Origin of the sequence: Kitasatospora setae KM-6054 (genome assembly GCF_000269985.1) — a bacterium.
GTDB classification, from domain to species: Bacteria; Actinomycetota; Actinomycetes; order Streptomycetales; family Streptomycetaceae; genus Kitasatospora; species Kitasatospora setae.
Map to the genome: position 1 here is coordinate 4728692 of NC_016109.1, position 24681 is coordinate 4753372.

Here is a 24681-nt window from a genome sequence, read left to right on the forward strand (position 1 = left end):
GGCCTTCCCCGCCCCCGCCCCTACGGCCGGAACGCCGCCACGCCGGCCGGGCTGCCCAGCCCGGTCGGCCCGTCGTACCCGGCCCCCGCCGCGCACAGGTACGCGGGGGCGCAGTCCGTCGCGGTCGTGCCGGAGGTGACGTCGTGCAGGGCGTCCGGGTGCCGGTACGGGAAGGACTCGGGCCGGCTGCCGGCCGGCACCGGCCCGGCCAGGGCGGCCGCGGCGGCGACCAGCGGGGCCGCCGCGGAGGTGCCGCCGTAGGTGTACCAGCCGTTGCCGCCGTAGCTCTGGTAGACGGCGACGCCGGTCTCGGGGTCGGCGACGGCGGCCACGTCGGCGACGGTGCGGTGGTCGCAGCCGGGGTCGGTCTGCCAGGCGGGCTTGGGGAGTTGGCCGGAGCAGCCGCTCGCGGTGCCCTCGGTCGGGCTGGTCGCCCAGGCGGTCTCGGCCCAGCCGCGGGCCGAGCCGTCGGGTCGCAGGGTGGTGCCGCCGACGGCGAGCACGTGCGGCGAGGAGGCCGGGAAGTTGACGCCGTACCCGCCGTCGCCGGACGCGGCGGCGATCAGCGTGCCGGGGTGGTCGAAGTAGCGGCTGTCGTAGTTCGCGGCGTTGCCGTTCTCGGCGGTGCCCCAGCTGATCGACACGTACTGGGCGCCGAGCGCGACGGCGGTGTTGACGGCGGCGCCGAGGTTGCCGACGGCGGCGCTGTCGGCCTCGACCAGGACGATCCGGGCGCGCGGCGCGACCGCCGAGACCATGGCGAGGTCGAGGGCGATCTCCCCGGCCCAGGCGGTGTTGCCGCGGGGGAGCCGGGTGCCGCCGCGCTGGTCGGTCTTGCGGAAGCAGCCGCTGTCGGCGGTGCAGGCGGGCAGCCCGTAGTGCTTGCGGTAGACGTCGAGGTCGGCTTCGGCGCGCGGGTGGTCGTACGCGTCGACGACCGCGATGACGGCGCCCGCCCCGCCGTCGGCGGGCAGCCCGTACGCGGCGCGCAGCTCGGCGGGCCCGTAGCCGTCGCTGTCGGCGGCGGCGGCCGCGCCGACGACGCGCAGCGCGTCGCAGGAGGCGGTGTCGGCGCGGGCGGGCGCGGTGCAGGTGTGCACCCAGCGCGGGCCGGCCTGGGCCGGGTGGGCGCTGGTGAGGGTCGCGGTGGTGAGGGCGGAGGTGGTGAGCAGGGCGGCGGTGAGCGCGAGGGGACGGTGCAACGGTGGCCTCCGTTCGGTATTCGCTTGGATGAAAGGAATATTGACTGTCCGTCAGATCGGTATGCGCACGGTCACCCGCTCGGAAGACACCCGGCCGGGTCGGCGGAGGGCCGGTTCTGTGACGGAACCGGGACGCCCTGGAGGCGGAATCCGGGCGGAAGTTGAGAGAACCTCATCCCCGGGAGCAGCGCCTTTGCCCCCGGCGGACCCGCTCACCGCGAGCCGGACGCCCGACTCGGAAGAAGAACACCATGCGCGTTCGGAAGCTCTCGGTGATCGCCCTCGTCGCTGCGGCGGCCTGCCTGTCGCTCACCGCCTGTGACGGCGGCGGCTCCGCCTCCTCCGGCAGCAGCGCGTCCACCACCGCGAGCGCCCCGGCCGCCCCCGCCTCCGCCCCCGCCCCGACCGCCCCCGCCCCCGCCCCGACCGCCTCCGCCGCTCCGACGGCGAGCGCCGCCAAGACCCCCGCGAAGTCGGCGGGCACGGTGAAGGCGACCGCCGGCGTGAAGTGCACCGACCAGGTGAACTACGCGGGCGACAGCCGCCCGAACGCCGAGATCAACTCGATCGGCGAGACCACCGGCACCTGCCCGGCCCCGCAGACCGGCCCCGCGGCCGCCGCCGGCACCCCCAAGAAGCCCGGCGTGAAGTGCACCGACCAGGTGAACTACGCGGGTGACAGCCGTCCGAACGCCGAGATCAACTCGATCGGCGAGACCACCGGCACCTGCCCGCCGGTCAAGCACTGACCCCACGGCCGCTTCACGACCGACATCCCCGGCCGCCGGAGGGCAACCCCACGGCGGCCGGCGGCGGCTACTCGGCGGCCAGGTGGTCCACCGACCCGATCTTGACCCCGGCCTGGCCGTGCCGCCGGGCGGGGGCCCGCCCGGGCGGCTGGGTGGGCCGTTCGCCGGCGTCGGCGACCTTCGCGGTGGGGCGGCTGACCGACTTCCCGGCCTCGATCCGCAGCGGTTCGTCGTCGTGCAGGACGGGCAGCACGCTGCCGCGCCGCAGCGTGTAGGTGGTGGTGGCGTGGGTGATGTCGACCCGCAGCAGGTGTTCGCGCACGCTCATCGAGAAGCAGAGCCGTTGCAGTCCGGCGGGCAGCCGGGGCCGGAAGGACAGTTGCTCGGTGTGGTCGCGCAGTCCGCCGAACCCGGCGACCAGCGCGATGCAGGCGCCCGCCAGCGAGGCCATGTGCAGGCCGTCGCGGGTGTTGCCGCCGAGGTCGTGCAGGTCCATCAGGGCGGCTTCGGCGGTGTAGTCGTAGGCGAGGTCGAGCTGTCCGACCTCGGCGGCGATCACCGCCTGGGTGCAGGCGGAGAGCGAGGAGTCGCGGACGGTCAGCCGCTCGTAGTAGGCGAAGTTGCGGGCCTTCTGCTCGGCGGTGAACACGTCGCCGCGGACCTGCATGGCGAGCACCAGGTCGGCCTGCTTGACGACCTGCTTCCGGTACAGGTCGAAGTACGGGTAGTGCAGCAGCAGCGGGTACTTCTCCGGCGGGGTGGCCTCGAAGTCCCACATCTGGTGGTCGGTGAACCCGTCGGCCTGCGGGTGCACGCCGAGCTGTTCGTCGTACGGGACGAACATCTTGTCGGCGGCGTCGCGCCAGGCCGCGGCCTCCTCGGTGTCGACCCCGAGCAGTCCCGACTCGTGCTGGTACTTCAGCGCGGTGTCAGCCGCGTTCCACAGGTTCGACTGCGCCATCAGGTTGGTGAACACGTTGTTGTCGGCGACCGCCGAGTACTCGTCCGGGCCGGTGACGCCCTCGATCCGGAAGTTGCCCTTGGCGTCGTGGTGGCCGAGCGAGCGCCACATCCGGGCGGTCTCGACCAGCAGTTCCAGGCCGTGGGTGCGTTCGAACTCGGTGTCCCCGGTGGCCCGGACGTAGCGGACGGCGGCGGCCGCGATGTCCGCGCCGATGTGGAACGCGGCGGTGCCGGCCGGCCAGTAGCCGGAGCACTCCTCGCCGCGGATCGTCCGCCACGGGAACACCGCGCCCGCCAGGCCGAGTTGGGCCGCCCGCTCGCGGGCCATCGGCAGCGTGGTGTGCCGCCAGCGCAGCGCCTGCTTGACCGCGTCCGGCAGGCAGTAGGTGAGCACCGGCAGCACGAAGGTCTCGGTGTCCCAGAACGAGTGCCCGTCGTAGCCGGGCCCGGTCAGCCCCTTCGCCGGGATGGCCCGCTCCTCGCTGCGCGCGCCCGCCTGGAGGACGTGGAACAGCGCGAACCGGACGGCCTGCTGGAGTTCGACGTCGCCCTCGATCTCGATGTCGTTGTCGCCCCAGAACCGGCCCAGGAACTCCTTCTGCTCGGCGACCAGCCCGTCCCAGCCGGTGTACCGGGCGGCGGTCAGCGCGGCCTCCACCTGGTCCCGGACGGCGGGCAGCGAGCGGGTCGCCGACCAGCCGTAGGCGAGGTACTTGACCAGCCGCAGCTTCTGCCCGGGGTGCAGCACCGTGGTCGCGGTGATCCGGGCCTGGTCGTCGGAGGACTCGGCGGCGGTGTCGGTCCGCTCCGGCCCGTCGATCACGTGGTCGATGCCGGCCGCCACCCGCAGCCCGGAGAACCGGGTCCGGTGCACCAGCACGCCCTTCAGCCCATCGGCGTGCCGCAGCTCGGCGGCCAGCGGGGCCTCCAGCACGGCCGCCGCCCGCGGGTCGCCGTCGCCCGCGCCGCCCGGCAGCTGCTCGTTGGCGACCAGCTCGGACTGCAGCACGATCCGCACCGGCCCGTCCACGGCCTCCACCGTGTAGTCGATCGCGCAGACCGCCCGCTGGGTCAGCGAGACCAGCCGGGACGAGGTGATCCGCACCGTCCGCCCGGCCGGCGAGGTCCACTCCGCCTCCCGCCGCAGGATGCCGTCCCGGAAGTCCAACATCCGCCGGTGGCTGCGGAGTTCGCCGTAGCGCAGGTCGAACGGCTCGTCGTCGACGAGCAGCCGGATCAGCTTGCCGTTGGTGACGTTGATGACGCTCTGCCCGGACTCCGGGAAGCCGTAGCCGCTCTCCGCGTACGGCAGCGGCCGCAGTTCGAACACGCCGTTCAGGTAGGTGCCGGGCAGGCCGTGCGGCTCGCCCTCGTCCAGGTTGCCGCGCAGCCCGATGTGCCCGTTGGACAGCGCGAACACCGACTCGGCGCGGGCCTGCCCGGGCAGGTCGAGGCCGTGCTCGGTGATTCCCCACGGGTCGACGGTGAACGCCTCCGACGGGCTCATCCGCGCTCCTCCAGCAGCTCCGCGAGGTCGTCCACCACGATCGTCGCGCCGTGCTCGCGCAGCGCGCCGGCCTGCCCGGTGCGGTTCACGCCGACCACCGCGCCGAAACCGCCCGCCCGCCCGGCCGCGACGCCCGCCAGCGCGTCCTCGAACACCGCCGCCCGCTCCGGGGCCGTCCCCAACTGCCGGGCCGCCGCCAGGAAGGTGTCCGGCGCGGGCTTGCCCGCCAGGTGGTCGCGGGCCAGCGCCAGCCCGTCCACCACCACCTCGAACAGGTCGTCGATCCCGGCGGCCCGCAGCACGTCCCGGCAGTTCGCGCTGGACGACACCACCGCGCGCGGCAGCCCGAGCTCGCGCAGCCGGTGCAGGTACGCCACCGAGCCCGGGTACGGCTGCACGCCCTGCTCGCGGATCAGCCGCAGCACGGTGTCGTTCTTCGCGCTCGACAGCCCCTGCACGGTCCGGCTGCCCGGCGGGTCCTCCGGGGTGCCCTCGGGCAGTTCGATCCCGCGCGAGGCGAGGAACTGCCGGGTGCCGTCCAGCCGGGGGCGCCCGTCCACGTACCGGTCGTAGTCGCCGCCCGGGTCGAACGGCACGAACTCCGTGCCGGTGCGCGCCGCCTCGGCGCGCAGGAAGGCGTCGAACATGTCCTTCCAGGCCGCGGCGTGCACCTTCGCGGTCTGGGTCAGCACGCCGTCCAGGTCGAACAGGAAGGCCTCGATGCGGTCCGGAAGTCCCAACATGCAGCCAGTCTCACCCGTACGCGCCGCTCCATGCCGGTCATCGCCGCCCGGCGCGTCGCGCCGTCACTCCTCCTGCGCGTGCACCCCGGGGTGCGGGTGGCCGGTGGGGACGAACAGCGGCTGCGCCCGGCCGCTCTGCGCGTAGTCCTTCAACCGGACCACCAGCTCCGCCCAGCGGCCCGCCGCCACCGGCACCGCCGGGCCCGCGTCCACCGCCCAGCCGAGGTGGCGCAGCAGCAGCAGCGACTGCCGCGCGCCGTCCGGGTGGTCGAAGAAGTCCCAGGTCACCGTCGTCCCCTGCCAGGCCGGCGGGAACACTCCGACGCTGCGCCAGGCCACCCGCTCGACGTCCGCGCGCTCCCGGCGCAGCCGCAGCGGCTCCGGCCCGTCCGGCACCGTGAACAGCAGGTCCTCGCCGTCCCGTTCCAGCCCGGTGGTCCACCAGGACGCCAGGCCCTCCCGGGTGTCCAGCGCCGCGAGCAGGCGCTCCCGGGGCGCCGCGACGTCCAACTGCAGGGCGATCTCGGCCATCGCACTCACCTCAACCCCCACCATCGCGCCCGGCCGTCCGCCGGGCAACCGCGGTCAGGTCGTCAGCTCCAGCGTCTGGTGGATCGTCGCCGCGTCGTCCAGCAGCCGCACCAGGGTGTGCGCCACCTCGTCCCGGGAGACCTGCCCGAACCGGTTCGGCGGCGGCGCCAGGTGCGCGTGCCGGTCGGTCGGCTCGTCGGTGAGCGCCGCCGGGCGCAGGATCGTCCAGTCCAGCGGCCGGTCCTTGAGCGCCTCCTCGGCGGCCCACTTGGCCTTCAGGTACGCGTCGAACTCCGGCGTGACCTCCGGGTCGCCGATCTTGTCCAGCCCCATCGAGGAGACCAGCAGGTACCGCCGCGCCCCGGCCCGCTCGGCCGCGTCCGCCAGCAGCACCGCCCCGGCCCGGTCCACCGTCTCCTTCCGGGCCGCCCCGCTGTCCGGCCCGGCCCCCGCCGCGAACACCACCGCGTCCGCGCCCGCCAGGTGCCCGGCCAGCTCCTCCACCGACACCGACTCCAGGTCGCACACCACCGGCCTGGCCCCCACCGCGTGCAGGTCCCCCGCCTGCGCCGGGTTCCGGATCAGCCCGGCGACACCGTCGCCCCGGCCGGAGAGCAGCTTCGAGAGCCGCAACGCGATCTTGCCGTGCCCGCCTGCGATCACCACGTCCATGGAACGCGACGCTACCCGCGCCGCCGCCCCCCGGCATGCCGGGGAGCGGCCCGCTACCCCTTCGGCGCGGGCGTCAGCCGGCTGGCCACGCCGACCCGGTTGAGCGCGTTGATCATGCTGATCAGGCCGATCAGGTGGGCCAGTTCGGCCTCCGGGAAGTGCTTCGCGGCCTCCGCGAACACCCCGTCCGGGACGCGGGTCCCGGCGACCAGGGTGACCGACTCGGTGAGGGCCAGCGCGGCCCGCTCGCGGGCCGTGAAGTACGGGGTCTCCCGCCAGGCGGCGAGGGTGTCCAGGCGGTGCTCGCGCTCGCCGTGCGCGCGGGCACCGCTCGCGTGCGAGTCCAGGCAGTACGCGCAGCCGTTGATCTGCGAGGCCCGCAGGTTGACCAGCTCGGCGAGCAGCGGGTCGGCCAGGCCGGCGGCCGCGGCCCGGGCGGCGTCCAGCAGGGGGCGGTAGAACTCGGGGGCGTGCTCGCGCAGCGAGATGCGGAGAGCGGGGGCGGGAACGGTGGATTCGTCGGTCATACGGCCCACCGTAGGCGCGCGGTGGACCAGCGGCGTGGTTCATTGGGGGGATGGATTCCTGGGCCACTTTCGGCGGCGACCTGCACCTCGACCTGGACGCCGGACGGGCCCGCGGCCTCGGCCTGCGCGCCGCCCTGGAGGACGCGCTGCGCACCGCCGTCCGCGACGGCCGGCTCGCCGCCGGCACCCGGCTGCCGTCCTCCCGGGCGCTCGCCGGCGACCTCGGCATCGCCCGCAACACCATCGCCGAGGCGTACACCCAGCTCGCCGCCGAGGGCTGGCTGGCCTCCCGCCAGGGCTCCGGCACGGTGGTCGCCCGGCCCGGACCCGGACCCGGCCCCGCCGACCCGCCACCCGGACCGCCCGCCCCCGCCGCCCCCGCGCACAACCTGCGGCCCGGCTCGCCCGACCTCAGCCGCTTCCCCCGCACCGCCTGGCTGGCGGCCGCCCGCCGGGCGCTGGCCACCGCCCCGCACGAGGCGTTCGGCTACGGCGACCCGCGCGGCCGGATCGAACTGCGCCGCGCCCTGGCCGGCTACCTGGCCCGGGCCCGCGGCGTGCGCACCGACCCGGAACGGCTGCTGGTCTGCACCGGCTACCTCCAGGGCCTCGGCCTGCTCTGCGCCGCGCTGCGCGAACACGGCCTGCGCGCCGTCGCCGTCGAGGAGCACGGACTGCCCCCGCAGCACGCCGCGATCACCGCCCGCGGCCTCGCGCTGCGCCCGCTCCCGCTGGACGAGGGCGGCGCCCGCACCGACGAACTCGCCCGCACCGACGCCGGGTTGGCCGTCCTCACCCCCGCCCACCAGTTCCCCACCGGCGTCCCGCTGCGGGCCGCCCGGCGGGCCGCGGCGGTCGACTGGGCCCGGCAGACCGGCGGCTACCTGCTGGAGGACGACTACGACGGCGAGTTCCGCTACGACCGGCACGCGATCGGCGCGATGCAGGCCCTCGACCCCGAACGGGTGGTGTACGCGGGCACCGCCTCGAAGTCCCTCGCGCCCGGCCTGCGCCTGGCCTGGCTGGCCCTCCCCACCGCCCTGGTCGAACCGGTCACCCGGCACAAGCGGCTGGCCGACGGGCAGAGCGGCGCCCTCGAACAGCTCACCCTCGCCGAACTCGTCGACTCCGGCGGCTACGACCGGCACGTCCGCCGCAGCCGGCACCTGCTGCGCCGCCGCCGCGACCGGCTGGTCGAGGTGCTGGCCGCCCGCGCCCCGGACGTCCGGGTCACCGGCCTCAACGCCGGCCTGCACGCCGTCCTGGAACTGCCCGCCGACGGCCCCGGCGAGGACGAACTGCTGCACCGCGCCCGCCGGGCCGGCCTCGCCCTGAACACCCTCGGCTGGAGCCTCGCCCCCGGCGCGACCCCCGCCCCGGGACGGCCCCCCGGCCTGGTGATCGGCTACGGCAGCCCGCCCGAGCACGCCTTCGAGCCCGCGCTCGACGCCCTGTGCGCGCTGCTCGCGCCCTGACGGCGGCTGGGCCCTGGTGACTGCTCAGCCCTGGTGGCTGCCCACGTAGAACAGCAGGAACAGGAAGGCGGCGAACAGGTGCCCCGCGACGATGTAGATCCACACCCGGATCCACACCCGGTTCGAGGCCCGGTAACCCGCGTCGACGGTCTCGGCGTACTGCGGGACGGGGGTGTGGGGGGCGGGCTTTCCGGTGTCGGCCATGGTGGGTTCCTCCTCGGGTGAAGGTGATCGCTGATCGCTGATCGCTGATCGCTGATCGCTGATCGCTCGGGGCTCGGGGCTAGAGGCGCGGGGCGTCGCCCAGGCACAGGTCGCCGCCGGGGCTCTGCAACAGCGTGTGGACGAAGACCAGGTCCAGGCCGGAGGCGGAGTCCGCGGCGATCACGTGCGGCGTCATCGAGTCGAAGTGCGCCGAGTCGCCCTCGTCCAGCAGGTGGACCCGGTCGCCCAGGGTCAGCTTCATCCGGCCCCTGGTGACGTACAGCCACTCTTCTCCCGGATGGACTCGCACCACGGCGTCCTGGGTGCTCGGCGGCACGTGCACCCGCAGCGCCTGCATCGCCCGGCCCGGCGCACCGGCCCGCCGGTACCCCCAGCCGCCCGCCCGCCCCGGCTCGATCGCCCCACCCCGGATCACCGGGTCCGGCTCGCCGGGCTGCTCCCCGAGCAGCTCGGCCACGCTCGTCCCGTACGCCCGGGCCAGGCCCAGCAGCACCGGCAGCGAGGGCTGCCGCCGCCCGGTCTCCAGACGCGAAAGGTAAGCTGGCGAGAGACCGACCCGGGCCGCCGCCACCTCCAGCGTCAACCGGCTGGAGACCCGCCGTTCCCGCAGCCGCGCGCCGAGGCCCGCGACCTCCTGGTCCTCACCGAGAGGGCTGTCCGTCATGTGACCAGTGGACACCTTTCCTGCCCCCGAGGCAACAAACGTGCCTCACAGGCAAATCCCCCCTCCTGGCGGCACCCCAGTCTCCCGCCCCACCCACCCCACCCACCAGAGGCCGACCGGCCCTCCCCCGCCCCCATCGCTTCGCGCCCATGCCGGTCGGTCACCTCGGCGCCGCCTGGCCTTCCCGCGCTCACGCCGCCCGGCGGGTTCCCGGCTCACGCCGCCCCGCCCCCGGCGGGTTCCCGGCTCACGCCGCCCCGCCCCCGGCGGGTTCCCGGCTCTCGCCGCCCCGCCCCCGGCGGGCTCCCGGCTCACGCCGCCCCGCCCCCGGCGGGCTCCCCGTCCCTCCTCGTCCGCTTCTCCCATCCGTCCCCCGCCCGCTTCTTCCCGTCCGTCAGGGGCGGGGGATGTTGCGGAGGTTGGAGCGGGCCAGGTCGATCATCTTGCCGACGCCGCCGGTGAGGACGGTGCGGCCGGCGGCGAGGGCGAAGCCCTTGAGTTGGGCGGCGGTGATGTGCGGGGGGATGGAGAGGGCGTTGGGGTCGGTGACGACGTCGACGAGGGCGGGGCCGGGGCGGTCGAGGGCGTCGGCGAGGACTTCGCGGACCTTGGCGGGGTCGGTGACGCGTTTGGCGGGGATGCCGCAGGCGCGGGCGATGGCGGCGTAGTCGACGTCGCCGTTGTCGATCTCGGACTCGGGGTAGCCGGAGACCAGCATCTCCAGTTTGATCATGCCGAGCGCGCCGTTGTTGAAGACCACGGTCTTCACCGGCAGCCGGTACTTCGCCACGGTGAGGAGTTCGCCGAGCAGCATGCCGATCCCGCCGTCGCCCGACATCGAGACCACCTGCCGCCCGGGGAAGGCGAGTTGGGCGCCGATCGCGTGCGGGAGGGCGTTGGCCATCGAGCCGTGGAGGAAGGAGCCGATGACCCGGCGGCGCCCGTTGGGGGTGAGGTAGCGGGCGGCCCAGACGTTGCACATGCCGGTGTCGACGGTGAAGACGGCGTCCTCGGCGGCGACGTCGTCCAGGATCGAGGCGACGTACTCGGGGTGGATCGGCCGGTGCTTCTCGATGTCCCTGGTGTAGGCGCCGACCACGGTCTCCAGCGCCTTGCAGTGCCGGTCGAGCAGGCCGTCCAGGAACCGGCGGTCGGTCTTGCGTTCCAGCAGCGGCAGGACGGCCCGCAGGGTGGCGGCGACGTCGCCGTGCACGGCGAGTTCGAGCGGGGTGCGGCGGCCGAGCCGGGTCGCGTCGTGGTCGACCTGGACGGTGCGGGCCTGCGGGAGGAAGGAGTCGTACGGGAAGTCGGTGCCGAGCAGCAGGACCAGCTCGGCCTCGTGCAGGGCCTCGTGGCAGGCGCCGTAGCCGAGCAGGCCGCTCATCCCGACGTCGTAGGGGTTGTCGTACTGCACCCACTCCTTGCCGCGCAGGGTGTGGCCGATCGGGGCCTTCAGGGTGTCGGCGAGGTGCATCAGCTCCTCGTGCGCCCCGCGGACGCCCGCGCCGGCGAAGAGCGTCACGGTGCGGGCCGAGTTCAGTGCCTCGGCGAGGGCCTGCACCTGGGACCAGGGCGGGGCGGCGACGGCCTGTTCGGTGAGGAAGGTGCTGTGGCCGGTGGCGGCGGGGGCGGTGAGCGCGGCGACGTCGCCGGGGAAGACCAGGACGGAGACGCCGGGGGAGCCGAGCGCGTGCTGGACGCCGACCCGCAGCAGCCGGGGCAGCTGGGCCGGGTTGGAGAGCGCCTCGCACCAGGAGCTGCAGTCGGTGAACACCCGCTCGGGGTGGGTCTCCTGGAAGAAGCCGGTGCCGATCTGCCCGGACGGGATGTGCGAGGCCAGGGCCAGGACCGGGACGCCGCTGCGCTGGGCGTCGTACAGGCCCTGGATCAGGTGGGTGTTGCCGGGGCCGCAGCTGCCCGCGCAGACCGCCAGCCGCCCGGTCAGCTCGGCCTCGGCGGCGGCCGCGAACGCCCCGGCCTCCTCGTTGCGGACGTGCACCCAGGAGATGCCCTCGGCGCGGCGGATCGCGTCGACGACCGGGTTCAGGCTGTCGCCCACCACCCCGTACACCCGCTCGACCCCGGCCTGCCGGAGCACCTCCACCATCTGGTCGGCCACGCTGCCCACGGGATCACCTCACGCCGGGTGCCACCGCCGGGCACCGTCACCGAAACGGACATTCGCACCATAACGGCTCGGGTGTCCGGGGTGCGGCTACTGCCCGTCGACGGTCGCGCCGAGCGCCTCGCAGGCACCGGTGGTGGAGTCGGCGAGCGGGCCGACCACCGGGTACTGGGCGAGGTCGCGGTGGCACAGTTCGGCGGTGGTGGGCAGCGTGCCGTGGTAGCCGGTGTCCAGGCCCTGGGCCTGGCCGAGGCTGCCGGCCTGGGCGATCGGCGCGGCCTGGGCGGGGGCCTGGGCGAGCGCGAGGCCGGCCATCGACAGGACGGCGAGTGCGGTGAGCTTCTTCATGGCAGGTCCAACGAGGGGCGCCCCCGCCCGGTCACGTGGATTGACCCGGCGGGGGCGGTCGGCGCCGCGACCGGCCCCGGCTCAGGACAGCCGCACCCGCAGGCCGGTGACGCTGTTGCTGAGGAAGGAGGTGATCGGCCGCGGCCCCGCGCCCTCGGCGAGCCGCAGGCCGGGGAAGCGGGTGAACAGCTCGCGCAGCGCGGTCTCCGCCTCCAGCCGGGCCAGCGTCGAGCCGATGCAGAAGTGCGGTCCGTGCCCGAGCGAGAGGTGCCGCAGCGGGGAGCGGGTCAGGTCGAAGCGGTCCGCGTCCGGCCAGTGGCCGGGGTCGCGCCCGGCGGCCGCGTACGAGGCGAGGATGCCGTCGCCGGCGGGGATCACCGTCCCGCCCAGCTCGATGTCCTCCAGCGCGTACCGCATCGGGAAGTGGCCGACCGGGGAGTCGCGGCGCAGCGTCTCCTCGACCACCGCGGACCACGGGACCCGGCCGTCGCGCACCAGCGCCAGCTGCTCGGGGTGCCCGAGCAGCGCGAGCACCGCGTTGCAGACCAGGTTGAGGGTGGTCTCGTGGCCGGCGATCACCAGTTGCAGCAGGATGCCGATCAGCTCGGGCTCGGTCAGCCGGTCCTGCTCCTCGCGGGCGGCGATCAGCGCGCTGGTCAGGTCGTCGCCGGGGGCGGCCCGCTTCTCGGCGGCCAGGCCGGCCAGCAGCGCGCCCATGTCGCGGGCGGCGGCCGCGCTCGCGCCGGGCACGGCCGAGGAGTTCACCACGATGTCCGACAGCTCGTGCAGCCGGTCCTGCTGCTCGGGCCGCAGGCCCAGCAGTTCGCCGATCACGGCCATCGGCAGCGGGTAGGCGAAGGAGGTCCGCAGGTCGACCGTCCCGTCCGGGGCCGCCGCCGCGGCCGCCGCCAGCCCGTCCAGCAGCTCGTCGACCCGCCGCCGGACGGCCGGGGCCAGCTCGCCGACCCGGCGCGGGGTGAGCGCCTGGGAGACCAGGCCGCGCAGCCGCCGGTGGTCGGCGCCGTCGGAGGTGGTCAGCCCGGGGACGGTCACGAAGGTCAGCAGCGGCCAGCCCTCGGGCAGCCGGTCCTCCCGGTACAGCGTCCAGTGCTCGGGGCCCTTGGCCACCCGCGGGTCGGCGAGCAGCTGCTGCAGGGCCTCGTGGTGGTTCACCGACCAGACCACCACCCCGCCAGGGAGCTCAACCTGCGTCGCAGGTCCGCGAGCGCGGAGCCGCTCGTTCTCGGCGAGCTGGTCGGCTCCGGCGGGGTCGAGCCGGTAGGGGCAGACCCCCGGGGCGGCGGCGGCGTCCATGCGGTCCTCTCGAACGGGGTGAGCGGGGCGAGCGGGGCGGGCTGGGTCTGGCCGGCCGGGTCGTACGCGGCGGGCCGGGGCGGGGTGAACGAGCTGTACAGCACCGGCAGGCTGACCAGGGCGCGCGACCACGGCGACTGTCGCCAGGTCAACTCGTGAGGTGGGACGGCCAGTTGCAGGTCGGGCAGACAGTGCAGCAGGGTCTCGACCGCGGTCTCCACGATCAGCCGGGCCGGGTCCTTGGCCGGGCAGACGTGCCGGCCCGCGCCCCAGGCCAGGTGCGCCCGGTTGCCGCTGAGGCCCTCCGGCCCGTGCGCCGCCGGGTCGTCGTTGGCGCCGGCCAGCCCGAGCACCAGCAGGTCGCCCGCGCTGATGTACTGGCCGCCCAGCACGGTGTCCGAAGTGGCCCACCGGCCGGGGAAGTTCTGCACCGGCGGGTCGCGCCACAGCACCTCGTCCAGGGCGTCCGCGACGGTCGCCCGGCCGCCGGTCAGGCTGGTCCGGAAGCGGCGGTCGGTGAGCAGCAGCCGCACCGTGTTGCCGATCCAGTTGATGGTCGACTCGTTGCCCGCGACCAGCAGCACGACCAGGTTGTGCACCGCCTCGTCGTCGCTCAGCCCGGCCGGGTGCGCCAGCAGCCAGGAGACCAGGTCGTCGCCGGGCCGGGCCCGCCGCTCGGCGACCAGCCGGCCGAGCAGTCCGGCGAACGCGGCGGCGGCGCGCTGCGACTCGGCGCCGCTGTCCACCATGCCGGTGATCATCGCGAGCAGCTGCGGACCGTCCTCCTCGGGCAGGTCGAGCAGCATGGTGAAGACCAGCAGCGGCAGCCGCCGGGTGAACTGGGCGACCAGGTCGGCGGTGCCGTCCGGCCCCCAGCTCTCGACCAGCGCCAGCGCCGCCGCCTCGGTGGTCTCGCGCAGCAGCCTGTGGTCGATCCGGCCCAGCGTCTCGCCGACCGCGGCGCTCAGCCGCCGGTGCTCGGCGCCGTCCATGCTCTGCAGGGTGGGCCGCCACATGGTCATCGGCACCAGCGGCGAGTCCGGGCGCAGCCGGCCCTCCCGGGGCACCCGCCAGTACCGCGAGTCCTTGGAGAACTGCTGCTCGTTGCGGGTGAGTTCGAGCAGTTCCTGGTAGCCGATCACCAGCCAGCCCTCGACCCCGGGCTCCAGCTCGATCGGCGCGACCGGGCCGTGCGCGGCCCGCAGCCGGGCGTACAGGCCGTGCGGGTCGTCGGAGACCGCCGGGCCGTACAGCGGGGCGGCGTCGGCCCGGCCGGGGTACGGACAGCCCGCCGCCAGGTGCTCGGGAACGGTCATGACAGCTCCAGGGCGCCGACCCGCAGGTGGTCGACGAAATCGATCAGCAGGCGGTGCGCGGCGTCCTCGTCGCGGACGTCGCAGGTCAGGATCGGCACGCCGGGCAGCAGGTCGAGCGCGGTCCGCAGCTCCCCCTCCGGGTAGTCCGGGGTGTCGGGGAAGACGTTCACCGCGACGGCGAACGGGATCCGCTGCTCCTCCAGCAGCCCCAGCACGTCGAAGGACTCCTCGATCCGGCGCGAGTCGACCAGCGCGATCGCGCCCAGCGCCCCGCGCGACAGGTCCTCCCAGAGCGGCCAGAACCGCTGCTGGCCGGGCGTGCCGAACAGGTACAGCGCCAGCCGGTCGCTCAGCGTGATCCGGCCGAAGTCCAGCGCCACCGTGGTGGTCGACTTGTGCGGCCGCCCGGTCAGGTCGTCGACGTCCTCGCCGGCCGCCGTCATGGTCTCCTCGGTGCGCAGCGGGTCGATCTCGCTGAGCGCCCCGACCAGGGTGGTCTTGCCGACCCCGAACGGGCCGGTGACCAGGATCTTCACCGCGCCCTGCACGCTCGGCGGCAGGTACACGGGCTCAGTGGAGCTGGCGGAGGCCAACCAGCACCTCCTCGATCAGCGCCAGCGGCGCCCGCTCGGCCGGCCGGGCCGGCGGCAGCACCTGGACGGCGCCCAGCTCGCACAGGTCGCCGACCAGCACCTTCAGCACGCTGATCGGCAGGCCCAGGTGGGCCGCCACCTCGGCGATCGACAGCAGCTCCCGGCAGAGCTCCAGGACGGCCAGCTGCTCCCGGTTCACCGTCATCGGGTCGACCGCGACGCCCGGCACCGTCCGCACCAGGCTCTCGAACTCCAGCTCGCCCAGGTTGCCGAGCGAGGCCCGGCTGCGCCCGCCGGTGATGACGTACGGGCGAACCGGCCCGCGGGTCACCGCGCTTCCCCGGCGAGCGCCGCGCCCTGCCGGGGCGCGGCCGTCAGGTGTTCGCCGATCCGGCCCACCAGCACCTGCATCTGGTAGGCGACCAGGCCGGCGTCGACCGAGTCCCCGGCGACCACGGCCAGGTGCGCCCCGGCCCCGGCGGCGACCACGAACAGGTAGCCGCCGCCGTACTCGATGACGATCTGCCGGGTGCTGCCGTCGCCGAAGCCGGACGCGACCCCGCGGGAGAGCGACTGCAGCCCGGAGCAGGCGGCGGCCAGCCGCTCGGCGTCGTCCCGGTCGATCCGGGGGCTGCGGCCGATCTCCAGGCCGTCGTTGGACACCACGAGGGCGTGCCGGACCTCCGGTACGGCGGTGATGTCGGTCAGCAGCCAGCCGAGGTCAGGGTTGGTCGTCACGGGAGTCTCCCAGGGGGGAAGCGGGGAATACGTCGGGGCGGCCCGGGGCGGACCGCCGGTTCTGCTGGGCGGCCGAGCGGCCGTCCGCGGTGCCGTTCTGGAACAGCGACATGAAGGTCTGGGCCTCGCGGGCGGAGCGCGGCGGCACCGCCTGTTCCGGGGGGAACGGGCGCTGCGGGTTGCCGCTCCGGCGGTTGGTCCGGCGCGGCAGGGTGCCGCCCCGCGCGGGGACCGCCGGGGGCTGGCCCGCCGCGGTCCGGGGGATGACCGGGCGGGTCGGACGGGTGGGCAGCGGGGCGGGGCCCGGCGGCTGCGGCGCCTCGGCCTGCGGGGCCGGCAGGCCGTGCTGCGGCAGCGGGTCGGTGAGCAGCGCGTTCGGCAGCAGCACCACCACCCGCACGCCGCCGTACGGGGACGGGGTGGAGTGCACGGTGACCCGGAAGCCGTACTGCTGGGCGAGCCGGCCGACCGCGGCCAGGCCCAGCTGCGGGACCTCGCTGATCCGGGAGACCTCCAGCGAGCCGCCGCCGGCCAGCGCGGCGGCGGCCTTGGCGACCGTCACGTCGGTCATCCCGACGCCGCAGTCGTCGATCTCGATCACCGCGCCGTTGTGCACCGGCATCAGCGTCACGTACACCTGCGAGCTGGGCGGCGAGTAGCGGGTCGCGTTGTCCAGCAGTTCGGCGACCGCGTGGATCAGCGCCTCGGCGGCCGCGCCGAGCACGGCGGTGTCGATCCGGTTGTGCACCACCACCCGCTGGAACGGCAGGATCCGGCCCTGCGCGCCGCGCACCACGTCCTCCAGCGGGACGGGCTCGGGCCAGGTCCGGCCGGCCCGGGCGCCGCACAGCACGGCCAGGGTCTGGGCGAGCCGGGCCTGCTGGGCGGCGGCGTGGTCGGCCCGGAGCAGTCCGTCGAGCAGCACCGGGTCGTCGTGGGTGCGCTCCATCTCGTCCAGCCCGGCCTGCTGGTCGTGCGCCATCACCAGGATCCGGCGGGCCACGCTGAGGAACGCCCGGCGGGTCGCCGCGTTCATCTCCTGCTCCTGCAGGGCGGCTTCGGCGCCGGCCTGGCGGTGGGCCAGCTCGGCGGCCAACCGCTCGCGCAGCTCGGCGAGTTCGTCCTCGCGGGCGGACAGCCGGCGGCGCAGGGCGTGGGTGACGGCAGCGGAGCGGGCGGTCGCCGCGAGAGCGCAGAGGGCGAGCAATGCGGTTGCCGCCAGGCACCATTGAGTGGTCGTCACACGCGGAGTTTATGGTGCTGTTACTACTGGCGTATGAACGGATACGACTTCTGCTGTTCAGATGCCGTCAATTTCGGACAGGACGGACAGCCGGGGGCACCGCTCAGGCAACCGACCGGTGCATCAGCAGCAGCGCCACGTCGTCCTGCCGGACCTCGCGCTCCGTCACGTTCAGCGTCAGCAGGTCGGCCAGCCGCTCCAGCGCCTCCGGCCGCCCCAGCCGGCCGGCCCCGCCCGCCTCCGCCGTCCACAGCTCCAGACCGCCCAGCATCCGCTGCACCGACTCGTCGTAGTCCTCGTCCCGGACCTCCACCAGCCCGTCCGTGTAGGCCAGCAGCGTCTCGCCCGGCTCCAGCCGCGCCTCCACCAGCGGGTAGCGCACCCCCGGCAGCACGCCCAGCGGCGGGCCGCCCGACAGCTCCAGCTCGGCCGCCCCGGCCGCCCCGATCCGCACCGGCTGCGGATGCCCGGCCCGGGCCGCCCGCAGCCGCCCGGTCGCCGGGTCCAGCACCACGTACAGGCAGGTGGCGAACAGCTCGGTCTCCATCTCCGACAGCAGCCGGCTGGTCCGCTCCAGCGCCGCCGCCGGGTCGTTCCCCTCCGTCGCGTACGCCCACAGCACCGAACGCAGCTGCCCCATCACCGCGGTCGCCTCCGCGTTGTGGCCCTGCACGTCGCCGATCACCAGCCCGACCAGCCCGTCCGGCAGCCGCAGCAGGTCGTACCAGTCGCCGCCGATCTGCATCCCCTCGGTGGACGGCAGGTAGCGCGCCGCCGAGGCGATCCCCGGCAGCACCGGCAGCGAGCGCGGCAGCATCGCCCGCTGCAGCTCGCTGGCCCGCTCGTGGTGCACGTCGTACAGCCGGGCCCGCTCCAGCGACTGCGCCAGGATGCCCGCGAACGCCGAGAACATCGTCCGGTCCTCGCGGCTGAACGCGCGCTCGGTCGCGAAGGTGATCAGGCAGGAGCCGACCTGCCGGCCCGACGCCACCAGCGGCAGCACCGTCCAGGCGGCCGGCGCCGCCGGGCCCCGGCGCTCCTGGCCCGGCTCGCTGAACAGCGGCGTCGCCCGGGCCAGCACGTGCTCCATCACGCCGCCCGCCAGCTCGTGCAGCCGGTGCTGCTCGGCCCGGTGCGGGCCGCCGAACACCGCCGGCGAGACCGGCGTCAGCCGGCCCTCGTCCACCAGGTCCAGCACCACGCTGGCCGCGCCCAGCGCCGGGCGGGCCACGTCGGTCAGCGCCGTCGTCACCTCGCGCACCGTCACCGCCCGGGACAGCGCCCGGGTCAGCGCCAGCAGCAGGGTCGACCGGGCGCCCGCCGCCGCGGCCGCCGCCGAACCGCCGGTCCGCTCCTCCGGCCGCCACTCCCGCCCGGTCAGCAGCCCCGCCGAGCGCACCGGCCGCTGGTGCACGTCCAGCAGCACCTCGCCCGCCTCGTCCACCCGCCACGGCAGGCCGTCCGGCCGCACCACCCGGTACGAGAGCCGGTACGGGCCGCCGGTGGCCAGTGCCTCGGCCAGCGACGCCTGCACGTCCGGCAGGTCCTCCGGGTGCACCACCCCGGCCAGCTCCGGCGCCCGCCCGGTCGCCCCCGGCGGCTCCAGGCCGACCACCCGGTACGCCTGCGCGTCCCACAGCGTCTCGCCGGTGACCAGGTCCCGCTCGAACGCCCCGGCCCCCGCCGAGCGCACCGCCAGCGACAACAGCCCGCCGTCGGCGGACGGCAGCGCGTGCACCGGCCGGTCGGCGGCCGGGTCCGCCGCCTGGACGTGGTGCAGCAGGTGCGCGAGCCGGTGCGCGACCGCCTCGGCGAAGGTCTCCAGCAGCTCGACGTCCCGCTGCGGGACGGCCCCGCGGTGCGCCAGCGCCAGCGCCAGCGCGCCGACCGGGGCGTCGTCCACCAGCAGCGGCAGCACCGCGAGCGCGACCAGGCCGGTGCCCAGCCCGGCCGCCGTGTTCGGGTAGTCCGTGCTGGTCTGCTGCGGGCTCAGCAGCACCGGCTCGCGCCGCCGCAGCGCCAGCGCCGCCGGCAGCTCGCTCGCCGGGTCGACCACCCCGTACTTGCGGTGCGCCCACTCGGGCAGCTCGTGCGAGGCGGTCAGCCGCAGCATCCCGCCGTCCAGCAGGTACAGCGCCGAGCCCGCGCCGGTGATCCAGGCCGGGCCCTCCGCCAGCAGCACCGCCAGCAGCTCGGCCGCGCTCGACGCCCGCAGCAGGGACCGCACGCACCGCAGCTCGGAACGGCTGGCCCGACGCGGAGAGCTCTGGTCCATGGGAAGCGCCCGGCCCTTCCGGTCGACGTGCCAGTGCTGACCATCTTATGGACGCACCGGGCAACCGGGCGCTTTCACGACACGTAGGGGATTCGCGACATTCCCGACACCCTGCCGGTGGCGGAACGGGGCCGGGCCGGGGCCCCGGCGGCGCGCGGGCCGCGCTACTGGCCGTCGACCTCGCCGTAGCCGGGCTGCGGGCGCGCCGCGACCGGCCGCAGCGAGCGCAGCCCGCGTGCCACCGAGACCCCGCGCAGCAGTGCCCGGCCCCAGCCGTCGGCGGGCGCCGCGGGGTGCCGCCGAGGGCCGGCGGGGGCGCCGTCCGGTGCGGTCCGGGGTGCCGGGATCAGTCCCGTGCCAGGCTCGGTGCGCTGGGTCGCCTGTGGCATGTCGCTGTTCCTCCGTGCTTGTCGGCCGCACCCGTGGAAAGGGCTCCACGCGGTATGACTTCCCGACCGGAGGACAGTGTTACGCACCAGTGGTGTCGGAATGGTGGGGGAGAGGTTGCGAAACGGTGAGGTCCCGGAGCGCCCGGCGCACGGTCGGCGCGCGCCGCGCGCGGGTGCGCGCCTCCCCGGCGCCGGGTCAGATCCCCTGCTGCTCGGCGACCGTCCGTGCGTCGTCCTCGTCCACCGCCAGGTCCGGGGCGGAGACGGTGTCCTTGAGCGGGCCGAGACCGGTCCGGTGCTCCGCCGCGGCGTGCGCGCCGGGGGCGGTCAGGGAGGCGACCACGCCGACGGCGAGCGAGGCAAAGGCGAGCATGCTGCGCTTCTTCATACCGGGTAGAACGCGGCAGGCCCCCAGGAGGTCACGGGGGCCCGGCGCGCTGCCGGGGCGCTCACCCGCCTTCCGCGCCGGGCCAGTTGGCCAGCCCCTCGACCAGCACCCCGGTCAGCCGCTCCAGCGTGACGTCGGTGCCCTCGGCGAGCCGGAACGCCCCCGCCGTGGTCAACGAGGCGTAGCCGTGCGCCGCGGCCCGCAGCGTCCGCACCGCGTGCACCGCCTCCGAGCCCGCCAGGCCGTAGCCGCGCAGCACCGCGAACAGCACGCCCACCAGCCGCTCGGCGGCCGCCGCCAGCTCGGGCCCGGGCTCCGGGTCCGGCGCCTGCGGCAGCGCCGCGTACCGCAGCGGGTGGCGCAGCGCGTAGCCCGCGTAGGCGGCGAGCAGGGCCCGGACCGCCGCGTCCCGGGAGTGGCCCAGGACGGCCGCCGCCAGGTGGTCGGTCAGCTCCTCGGTGGTGCGGACGGCGACCAGCCGGCGCAGCTCGGGCAGGCCGCCGGCGACGTGCTTGTACAGCGAGGGGGTGGCGACCCCGGCCCGGGCGGCGACGGCGGCCAGGGTCAGCGCGTCGGCGCCGCGCTCGTCGATCAGGTCCAGGGCGTGGTCCACCACGGCGGCGGTGGAGAGTCCGGCGCGGGGCATCAGCGGGCGGCCTTGTCGTCGCCGTGGGCGCCGGCCCGCTCGGCCAGGAACGGCAGCAGGGCGTCGGCGACGGCCTGCGGGCGGCCGGCCATCGGGTAGTGGCCCGCCCCCCCGATCATCACCTTGCGGCCGCGCAGCGCGGCGGCCTGCCGGTCCGCGACCAGCTCCGGCGCGGGGAAGTCCGGGTCCTTCCCGCCCATCAGCACCAGCGCGGGCACGTCGACCGCCGCGCACCAGCCGACCGGCGCCGAGTCGCCCTTCAGGTAGCCGCGCAGCGCCGCCTTCCGGCCGGGCTCGCGGAGCATCGCGGACAGGCCGGCCCGGTAGGCGTCGAAGTCGGCGGGCCGGGCGCCGGCCGGGTAGTAGAACTTCTGCAGCGCGCCCCACAGCCCGGGGAAGGTGCTGACCAGCGGCGCGGCCAGGCCGAACAGCGCCTTCTGGAAGCCGTTCAGCGGCAGGTTCTCGACGAACGCGTCGATCAGCACCACCCCGCCGGTCCGCTCGGGGGCGAGCGCGGCGGCGCGGACCACGGTGGCGCCGGTGTACGAGCTGCCGACCAGGACGGCGCCGCGCAGGTCCAGGTGGGCCAGCAGGGCGGCCAGGTCCCCGGCGATCGCGGCCGGGGTGTGGTCGGTGAAGCCGGTCGAGGACTCGCCCATCCCGCGCAGGTCCATGGTGACCACCCGGTGCCCGGCGGCGGACAGCAGCGGGACGAGGTGCCGGTAGACGGCGCGCTGGTCGAGCATGCCGGGCAGCAGGACGACCGGGACGCCGGCGCCGGGGGCGTCGTCGTAGGCGATCCGGCCGCCGGTGACGTCGAGGTACCGGGTGGTGGTGCCGGTGGTGCTGGTCATCGCGGGCCTCCTGGGCGGGCGTGGTCCGGCGCACCGGGCGCTTCCGGCCCGGCTGCTGCCGATAGCCATAAAGCTAAGGCTAATAGCCTTAGCCGTCAACCCGGCGCGGTCGCCCGGCGCGGTCGCCCGGCGCGGCCTCAGATGCCCTCCACCCGGTACGGGTCGTGCTCGGAGATCAGCTTCTCCAGTCGGGCCTGGTCGACCCGGCTGGTCAGCGCCCCCTCCTCCTGGCGGTCCCGGACCACTTTGGCCAGCGTGAACGCGGAGGTGACGACGTAGAGCAGGCCGACCGCGAGGAAGGCCCGCATCCAGGCGCTGACCGGGAGGTAGGCGATCCCCAGGGCGAGGGCGACCAGGGCGAAGCCGAAGGACGCGACGGCCTGCAGGAAGTACGCGGAGGTGGTGCGCTGCGGCACGGGTGCGGTCATGGGCCCAGGGTCCCGCCGGGTCGGGCGCCGGTCGTGAGTACGGATACTCATCCGGCCCGTCACGATCCGTCACCCGGGCCGGGTGGCCGAAAACCCGGTGGTCGACAAACCGTCACAAACCGCCCGTAGGGCGTCAGGAAAGTTCCACCGCACCTCGGCAGGCGCTTGGAATCATGGGGTCCATAGGATTAACGTTTGATAACGCAGCGCGGTCGGCAACGCCGTAACCATGCGGCACCGTGCGCCACGCCTAATCCATCCGGGCCCGTCCTCGCGGACGGCCCAGGAGCCGGGGAACCACGTTCCACCGGGGTGAATCGGGACGGCCCTGGGCCCGACCGTAGGAGACCTTCCACCTCCGAACCCGTCAGCTAACCCGGTCGGCGGCAGGGAAGGAAGGAGCGCGCCCCCGTGGCGTCGACCTACACCGAGAGCACCGGCACCCAGCTGCTCGACCACCCGGCCGAGACCGAGGCCGCCCGGCACCGGCTGCCCCGCCAGCCCCGCACCGGCGCCCCGCTGCTGGGCGTCACCGCGATGACCGCCGCGCTCAGCGCCACCGGCCTCGCCGCCGCCCCCGCCGTCCAGGCCGCGACCGCGCCCGCTCCGGTCAGCGCCGCCGACCAGGCCGCCGACGGCCCGCTCGCCGCCGACCCCGGCCTCGCCCTCGCCGCCCGCATCCTGCAGCAGGCCGACGGCCAGCGCACCGCCGCCGACGAGACCGCCCGGGTCGCCGCCGCCGAGGAGGCCGAGGCCAAGCGCGCCGAACGCGAGGCCGAGGCGGAGGCCGCCACCGGACGGCCCGAGGCCGCGCTGCCGGTCGCCGGCTACCGGCTCACCGCCGAGTTCGCCCAGGCCGGCGCCCACTGGGCCCACCTGCACACCGGCCTGGACTTCGCCGCCCGCACCGGCACCCCCGTCACCGCCGTCGCCGCCGGCACCGTCACCGCGGCCGGCTGGTCCGGCGCGTACGGCTACCGGGTCATCCAGACCCTCCCCGACGGCACCGAGCTCTGGTACTGCCACCTCTCCCGGATCAGCACCCCGGCCGGTCCGGTCACCACCGACACCGTCCTCGGCACCGTCGGCGCCACCGGCAACGTCACCGGCCCGCACCTCCACCTGGAGGTCCGCCCGGCCGGCGGCGCCCCCGTCGACCCGCTGCCCTGGCTCCGGCAGCTCGGCCTCCAGCCGTAGCGCCCCGCCGCCTCACGCCCCGCGCGGGCCGCGCGGGAACGCCGCCAGGGCGAAGAGCAGGCCGCCGGCCAGGAAGAACGGCTCGTAGAGGAAGGTCGCGAAGCGGGCCATCGCGTCCAGGCCGGCGGGCGAGCTCCGGCCCAGGGCCAGGGCGATCCAGTCCGGGACGGACGGGACGGCGTGCGCCACCAGCAGCAGCGCGGTGCCCCGGGCGGCCACCCGCAGCGGCCGGGCCGGCAGCCGGGCGCCCCAGGGGCGGACCAGGGCCAGGGCCAGCCCGGCGGCCGCCGCGCAGAGCGGGACCGCCACGACGTCGATCACCAGCAGCGGGGTGCTGTCCCGCACCGACAGCCCGTCGGGCAGGCCGAGCCGGCCGCCCAGCAGCCAGTACAGGTGCACCAGCGCGAACAGGGCGGACCAGGCGGCGGCGGCGTACGCGGCACACGCGGCGTACGGGACGCGGACGGTGCGGGCGGTGCGGGCGGTGGAGGTCATGGCCCCCACCCTGCCGCCGGGCGGCCGCCGGGCGGATCCTCCGCACGTACCCGGCGGGTGGCCCGGCAGGGCGATCTCCCGGCCGTCCGGGGTCGTCCGGGGGGACGAGCCCGGCCCCGGCGGACCCTCAGTACTCCTCGGGGGCGAGGTCGGGGAACTCCTCCAGGAGCAGCCGCGGCAGCCCCGGGACGGTCCACTCGCCGCACAGGTCGATCGCGGCCTGCGCCACCGCCTCCTCGAACTCCTCGAACCCGCCCGCGAGTTCGTCCGGCATCGGCAGGCCGCGGGCGGACCGTTCGGCCAGGTTGCGGTAGCTGCGCCGCATCAGGCCCTGCTCCAGCAGCCGGCGGGCCCCGTCGGTGGAGACGCCGATCAGCAGCGGGCGGCCGGGCTGGTCCCACTGGCCGTCGCCGTCCAGCCCGGGGAGCCGGTCGAAGGCGGCGAAGCGGTCAGCCTCCGGGAGGGCGCGGAACGCGGTCAGCCAGGCCCGGACGGCGTCCGGGTCGTCGACCGGCACCTCGTCCGCGCGCAGCAGCAGCGCGTACAGCCGGGGCCAGGTCACCAGGTCGGCGCGGCGCAGCAGGGAGAGCAGCACCTCGCCCTGCCAGTCGGTCTCGGCCCGGAGCTTCTCGGTGCGCTTGGTGTTCAGCCGGCGGGCCGCCCGCTGCCACTCGATCAGCAGCCGGACCGCCGCCGGGTACGCCGCCGGATCGCCGTCCGGCTGCACGTACAGGTGCAGCTGCTCGTACAGCAGGTGCTCCAGCACCGGGGAGGTCAGCTCCGGCAGGCCGTCGTGCAGCCGGGCCCCGCCGAGCTCCAGCAGGGTCAGCACCGTCCGCACCGCGGGCTCGGGCACCGGGTCGAGGCCCTCCTCGGCCGCCCAGCTCAGCAGGTCGTCGGCCCGGGTGCGGGGCAGCAGGTGCAGGTCTTCGTCGTCCACCCCGGTACGGTAGCCGGTCCCCGGCGGGCCGCCCGGCAGGGTCGGCGGCGGGCGGGCGGGCGTGCGGGCGGCGGCGGGCGTGCGGGCGGCCGGCGGGCCGCCCCTGGGCCGGGCACCCCGGCGGGGCGGGGGTT

Annotated in this window: 27 protein-coding genes and 1 riboswitch; of the genes, 3 read left to right on the forward strand and 24 right to left on the reverse strand. The window is 75.7% G+C overall.

Translation table 11 applies throughout. The annotated features are described in order from the left end of the window. Positions 1–20 precede the first annotated feature (20 nt). Complete coding sequence (locus KSE_RS21020) at positions 21–1202, reverse strand: S53 family peptidase (RefSeq protein WP_014137351.1); 1182 nt, start codon at positions 1200–1202, stop codon at positions 21–23. Between the two features lie 251 nt (positions 1203–1453). On the opposite strand from KSE_RS21020, the gene KSE_RS42930 reads away from it, so the two are divergent. After that, a complete protein-coding gene (locus tag KSE_RS42930) occupies positions 1454–1951 on the forward strand; it encodes a hypothetical protein (protein WP_014137352.1) in 498 nt (165 codons plus the stop codon). Between the two features lie 67 nt (positions 1952–2018). Here the strand turns inward: KSE_RS42930 and KSE_RS21030 are convergent, their stop codons facing one another. The 5 genes from KSE_RS21030 to KSE_RS21050 all read right to left on the reverse strand — a co-directional run bounded on the left by KSE_RS21030 (position 2019) and on the right by KSE_RS21050 (position 6894). Beyond that, complete coding sequence (locus KSE_RS21030) at positions 2019–4421, reverse strand: glycoside hydrolase family 65 protein (protein WP_014137353.1); 2403 nt, start codon at positions 4419–4421, stop codon at positions 2019–2021. Beyond that, positions 4418–5164 (reverse strand): HAD family hydrolase, encoded by a 747-nt coding sequence (locus tag KSE_RS21035; RefSeq protein WP_014137354.1) that lies wholly within the window; start codon positions 5162–5164, stop codon positions 4418–4420. The genes KSE_RS21030 and KSE_RS21035 overlap by 4 nt, the downstream gene beginning before the upstream one ends. A 63-nt stretch (positions 5165–5227) precedes the next feature. Beyond that, positions 5228–5695, reverse strand: a complete 468-nt coding sequence (locus KSE_RS21040; RefSeq protein ID WP_014137355.1) for an SRPBCC family protein — start codon at positions 5693–5695, stop codon at positions 5228–5230. 54 nt (positions 5696–5749) lie between these two features. After that, complete coding sequence (locus KSE_RS21045; protein ID WP_014137356.1) at positions 5750–6367, reverse strand: SDR family oxidoreductase; 618 nt, start codon at positions 6365–6367, stop codon at positions 5750–5752. Positions 6368–6420: 53 nt separating this feature from the next. Further along, on the reverse strand, positions 6421–6894 hold the full coding sequence (locus KSE_RS21050) for a carboxymuconolactone decarboxylase family protein (RefSeq protein WP_014137357.1): 474 nt from the start codon (positions 6892–6894) through the stop codon (positions 6421–6423). Between the two features lie 50 nt (positions 6895–6944). Between KSE_RS21050 and pdxR the strand changes: the two genes are divergently transcribed. Continuing rightward, positions 6945–8369 (forward strand): MocR-like pyridoxine biosynthesis transcription factor PdxR, encoded by a 1425-nt coding sequence (pdxR, locus tag KSE_RS21055; RefSeq protein ID WP_014137358.1) that lies wholly within the window; start codon positions 6945–6947, stop codon positions 8367–8369. A gap of 24 nt (positions 8370–8393) precedes the next feature. Here the strand turns inward: pdxR and KSE_RS44880 are convergent, their stop codons facing one another. The 16 genes from KSE_RS44880 to KSE_RS21130 form a co-directional block, all read right to left on the reverse strand. After that, positions 8394–8573, reverse strand: a complete 180-nt coding sequence (locus tag KSE_RS44880; RefSeq protein ID WP_014137359.1) for a DUF6126 family protein — start codon at positions 8571–8573, stop codon at positions 8394–8396. 79 nt (positions 8574–8652) lie between these two features. Next, positions 8653–9258: a helix-turn-helix domain-containing protein gene (locus KSE_RS21065; RefSeq protein ID WP_014137360.1), complete on the reverse strand. Its 606-nt coding sequence runs from the start codon at positions 9256–9258 to the stop codon at positions 8653–8655. A 394-nt stretch (positions 9259–9652) separates the two neighbouring features. Then, complete coding sequence (locus tag KSE_RS21070) at positions 9653–11365, reverse strand: pyruvate dehydrogenase (protein ID WP_033258881.1); 1713 nt, start codon at positions 11363–11365, stop codon at positions 9653–9655. Between the two features lie 108 nt (positions 11366–11473). Then, on the reverse strand, positions 11474–11731 hold the full coding sequence (locus KSE_RS21075) for a hypothetical protein (RefSeq protein WP_014137362.1): 258 nt from the start codon (positions 11729–11731) through the stop codon (positions 11474–11476). Between the two features lie 81 nt (positions 11732–11812). Next, entirely contained in the window at positions 11813–12904 is a 1092-nt protein-coding gene (locus tag KSE_RS21080) for a cytochrome P450 family protein (protein ID WP_231873198.1), read from the reverse strand. Beyond that, positions 12901–14361, reverse strand: coding sequence for a cytochrome P450 (locus tag KSE_RS44885; protein WP_014137364.1), 1461 nt, complete (start codon positions 14359–14361; stop codon positions 12901–12903). The genes KSE_RS21080 and KSE_RS44885 overlap by 4 nt, the downstream gene beginning before the upstream one ends. Next, positions 14358–14954, reverse strand: coding sequence for a GTP-binding protein (locus KSE_RS21090; RefSeq protein WP_033258862.1), 597 nt, complete (start codon positions 14952–14954; stop codon positions 14358–14360). Before KSE_RS21090 ends, KSE_RS44885 begins: the two co-directional genes overlap by 4 nt. Next, positions 14932–15285, reverse strand: a complete 354-nt coding sequence (locus KSE_RS21095) for a DUF742 domain-containing protein (RefSeq protein WP_014137366.1) — start codon at positions 15283–15285, stop codon at positions 14932–14934. Before KSE_RS21095 ends, KSE_RS21090 begins: the two co-directional genes overlap by 23 nt. Beyond that, positions 15282–15692: a roadblock/LC7 domain-containing protein gene (locus KSE_RS21100; protein WP_014137367.1), complete on the reverse strand. Its 411-nt coding sequence runs from the start codon at positions 15690–15692 to the stop codon at positions 15282–15284. Before KSE_RS21100 ends, KSE_RS21095 begins: the two co-directional genes overlap by 4 nt. Beyond that, a complete protein-coding gene (locus KSE_RS38680; protein WP_148283138.1) occupies positions 15676–16935 on the reverse strand; it encodes a sensor histidine kinase in 1260 nt (419 codons plus the stop codon). Before KSE_RS38680 ends, KSE_RS21100 begins: the two co-directional genes overlap by 17 nt. Positions 16936–17038: 103 nt before the next feature. Continuing rightward, entirely contained in the window at positions 17039–19162 is a 2124-nt protein-coding gene (locus KSE_RS38685) for a SpoIIE family protein phosphatase (protein ID WP_051055299.1), read from the reverse strand. A gap of 212 nt (positions 19163–19374) precedes the next feature. Then, the gene (locus KSE_RS21115) at positions 19375–19599 is read right to left on the reverse strand and encodes a hypothetical protein (protein WP_014137370.1); all 225 of its coding nucleotides are present in this window, start codon (positions 19597–19599) and stop codon (positions 19375–19377) included. 196 nt (positions 19600–19795) lie between these two features. Then, the gene (locus KSE_RS40250; RefSeq protein ID WP_014137371.1) at positions 19796–19987 is read right to left on the reverse strand and encodes a hypothetical protein; all 192 of its coding nucleotides are present in this window, start codon (positions 19985–19987) and stop codon (positions 19796–19798) included. Positions 19988–20048: 61 nt separating this feature from the next. Further along, positions 20049–20633, reverse strand: coding sequence for a TetR-like C-terminal domain-containing protein (locus KSE_RS21120; RefSeq protein WP_014137372.1), 585 nt, complete (start codon positions 20631–20633; stop codon positions 20049–20051). Beyond that, on the reverse strand, positions 20633–21487 hold the full coding sequence (locus tag KSE_RS21125) for an alpha/beta fold hydrolase (RefSeq protein ID WP_014137373.1): 855 nt from the start codon (positions 21485–21487) through the stop codon (positions 20633–20635). The genes KSE_RS21120 and KSE_RS21125 overlap by 1 nt, the downstream gene beginning before the upstream one ends. A 137-nt stretch (positions 21488–21624) precedes the next feature. Next, positions 21625–21915, reverse strand: a complete 291-nt coding sequence (locus KSE_RS21130; protein ID WP_033258863.1) for a YiaA/YiaB family inner membrane protein — start codon at positions 21913–21915, stop codon at positions 21625–21627. A 237-nt stretch (positions 21916–22152) separates the two neighbouring features. Continuing rightward, positions 22153–22316: riboswitch (cyclic di-AMP (ydaO/yuaA leader) on the forward strand. 10 nt (positions 22317–22326) lie between these two features. Here KSE_RS21130 and KSE_RS21135 point away from each other — a divergent pair. Then, entirely contained in the window at positions 22327–23112 is a 786-nt protein-coding gene (locus KSE_RS21135; protein WP_014137375.1) for a M23 family metallopeptidase, read from the forward strand. A gap of 12 nt (positions 23113–23124) precedes the next feature. Here the strand turns inward: KSE_RS21135 and KSE_RS21140 are convergent, their stop codons facing one another. Beyond that, on the reverse strand, positions 23125–23607 hold the full coding sequence (locus KSE_RS21140; RefSeq protein ID WP_014137376.1) for a DUF3995 domain-containing protein: 483 nt from the start codon (positions 23605–23607) through the stop codon (positions 23125–23127). Between the two features lie 127 nt (positions 23608–23734). Then, positions 23735–24547 carry a hypothetical protein gene (locus KSE_RS21145; RefSeq protein ID WP_014137377.1) on the reverse strand — a complete coding sequence of 271 codons (813 nt, stop codon included), beginning with the start codon at positions 24545–24547 and terminating at the stop codon, positions 23735–23737. Positions 24548–24681: the final 134 nt, after the last annotated feature.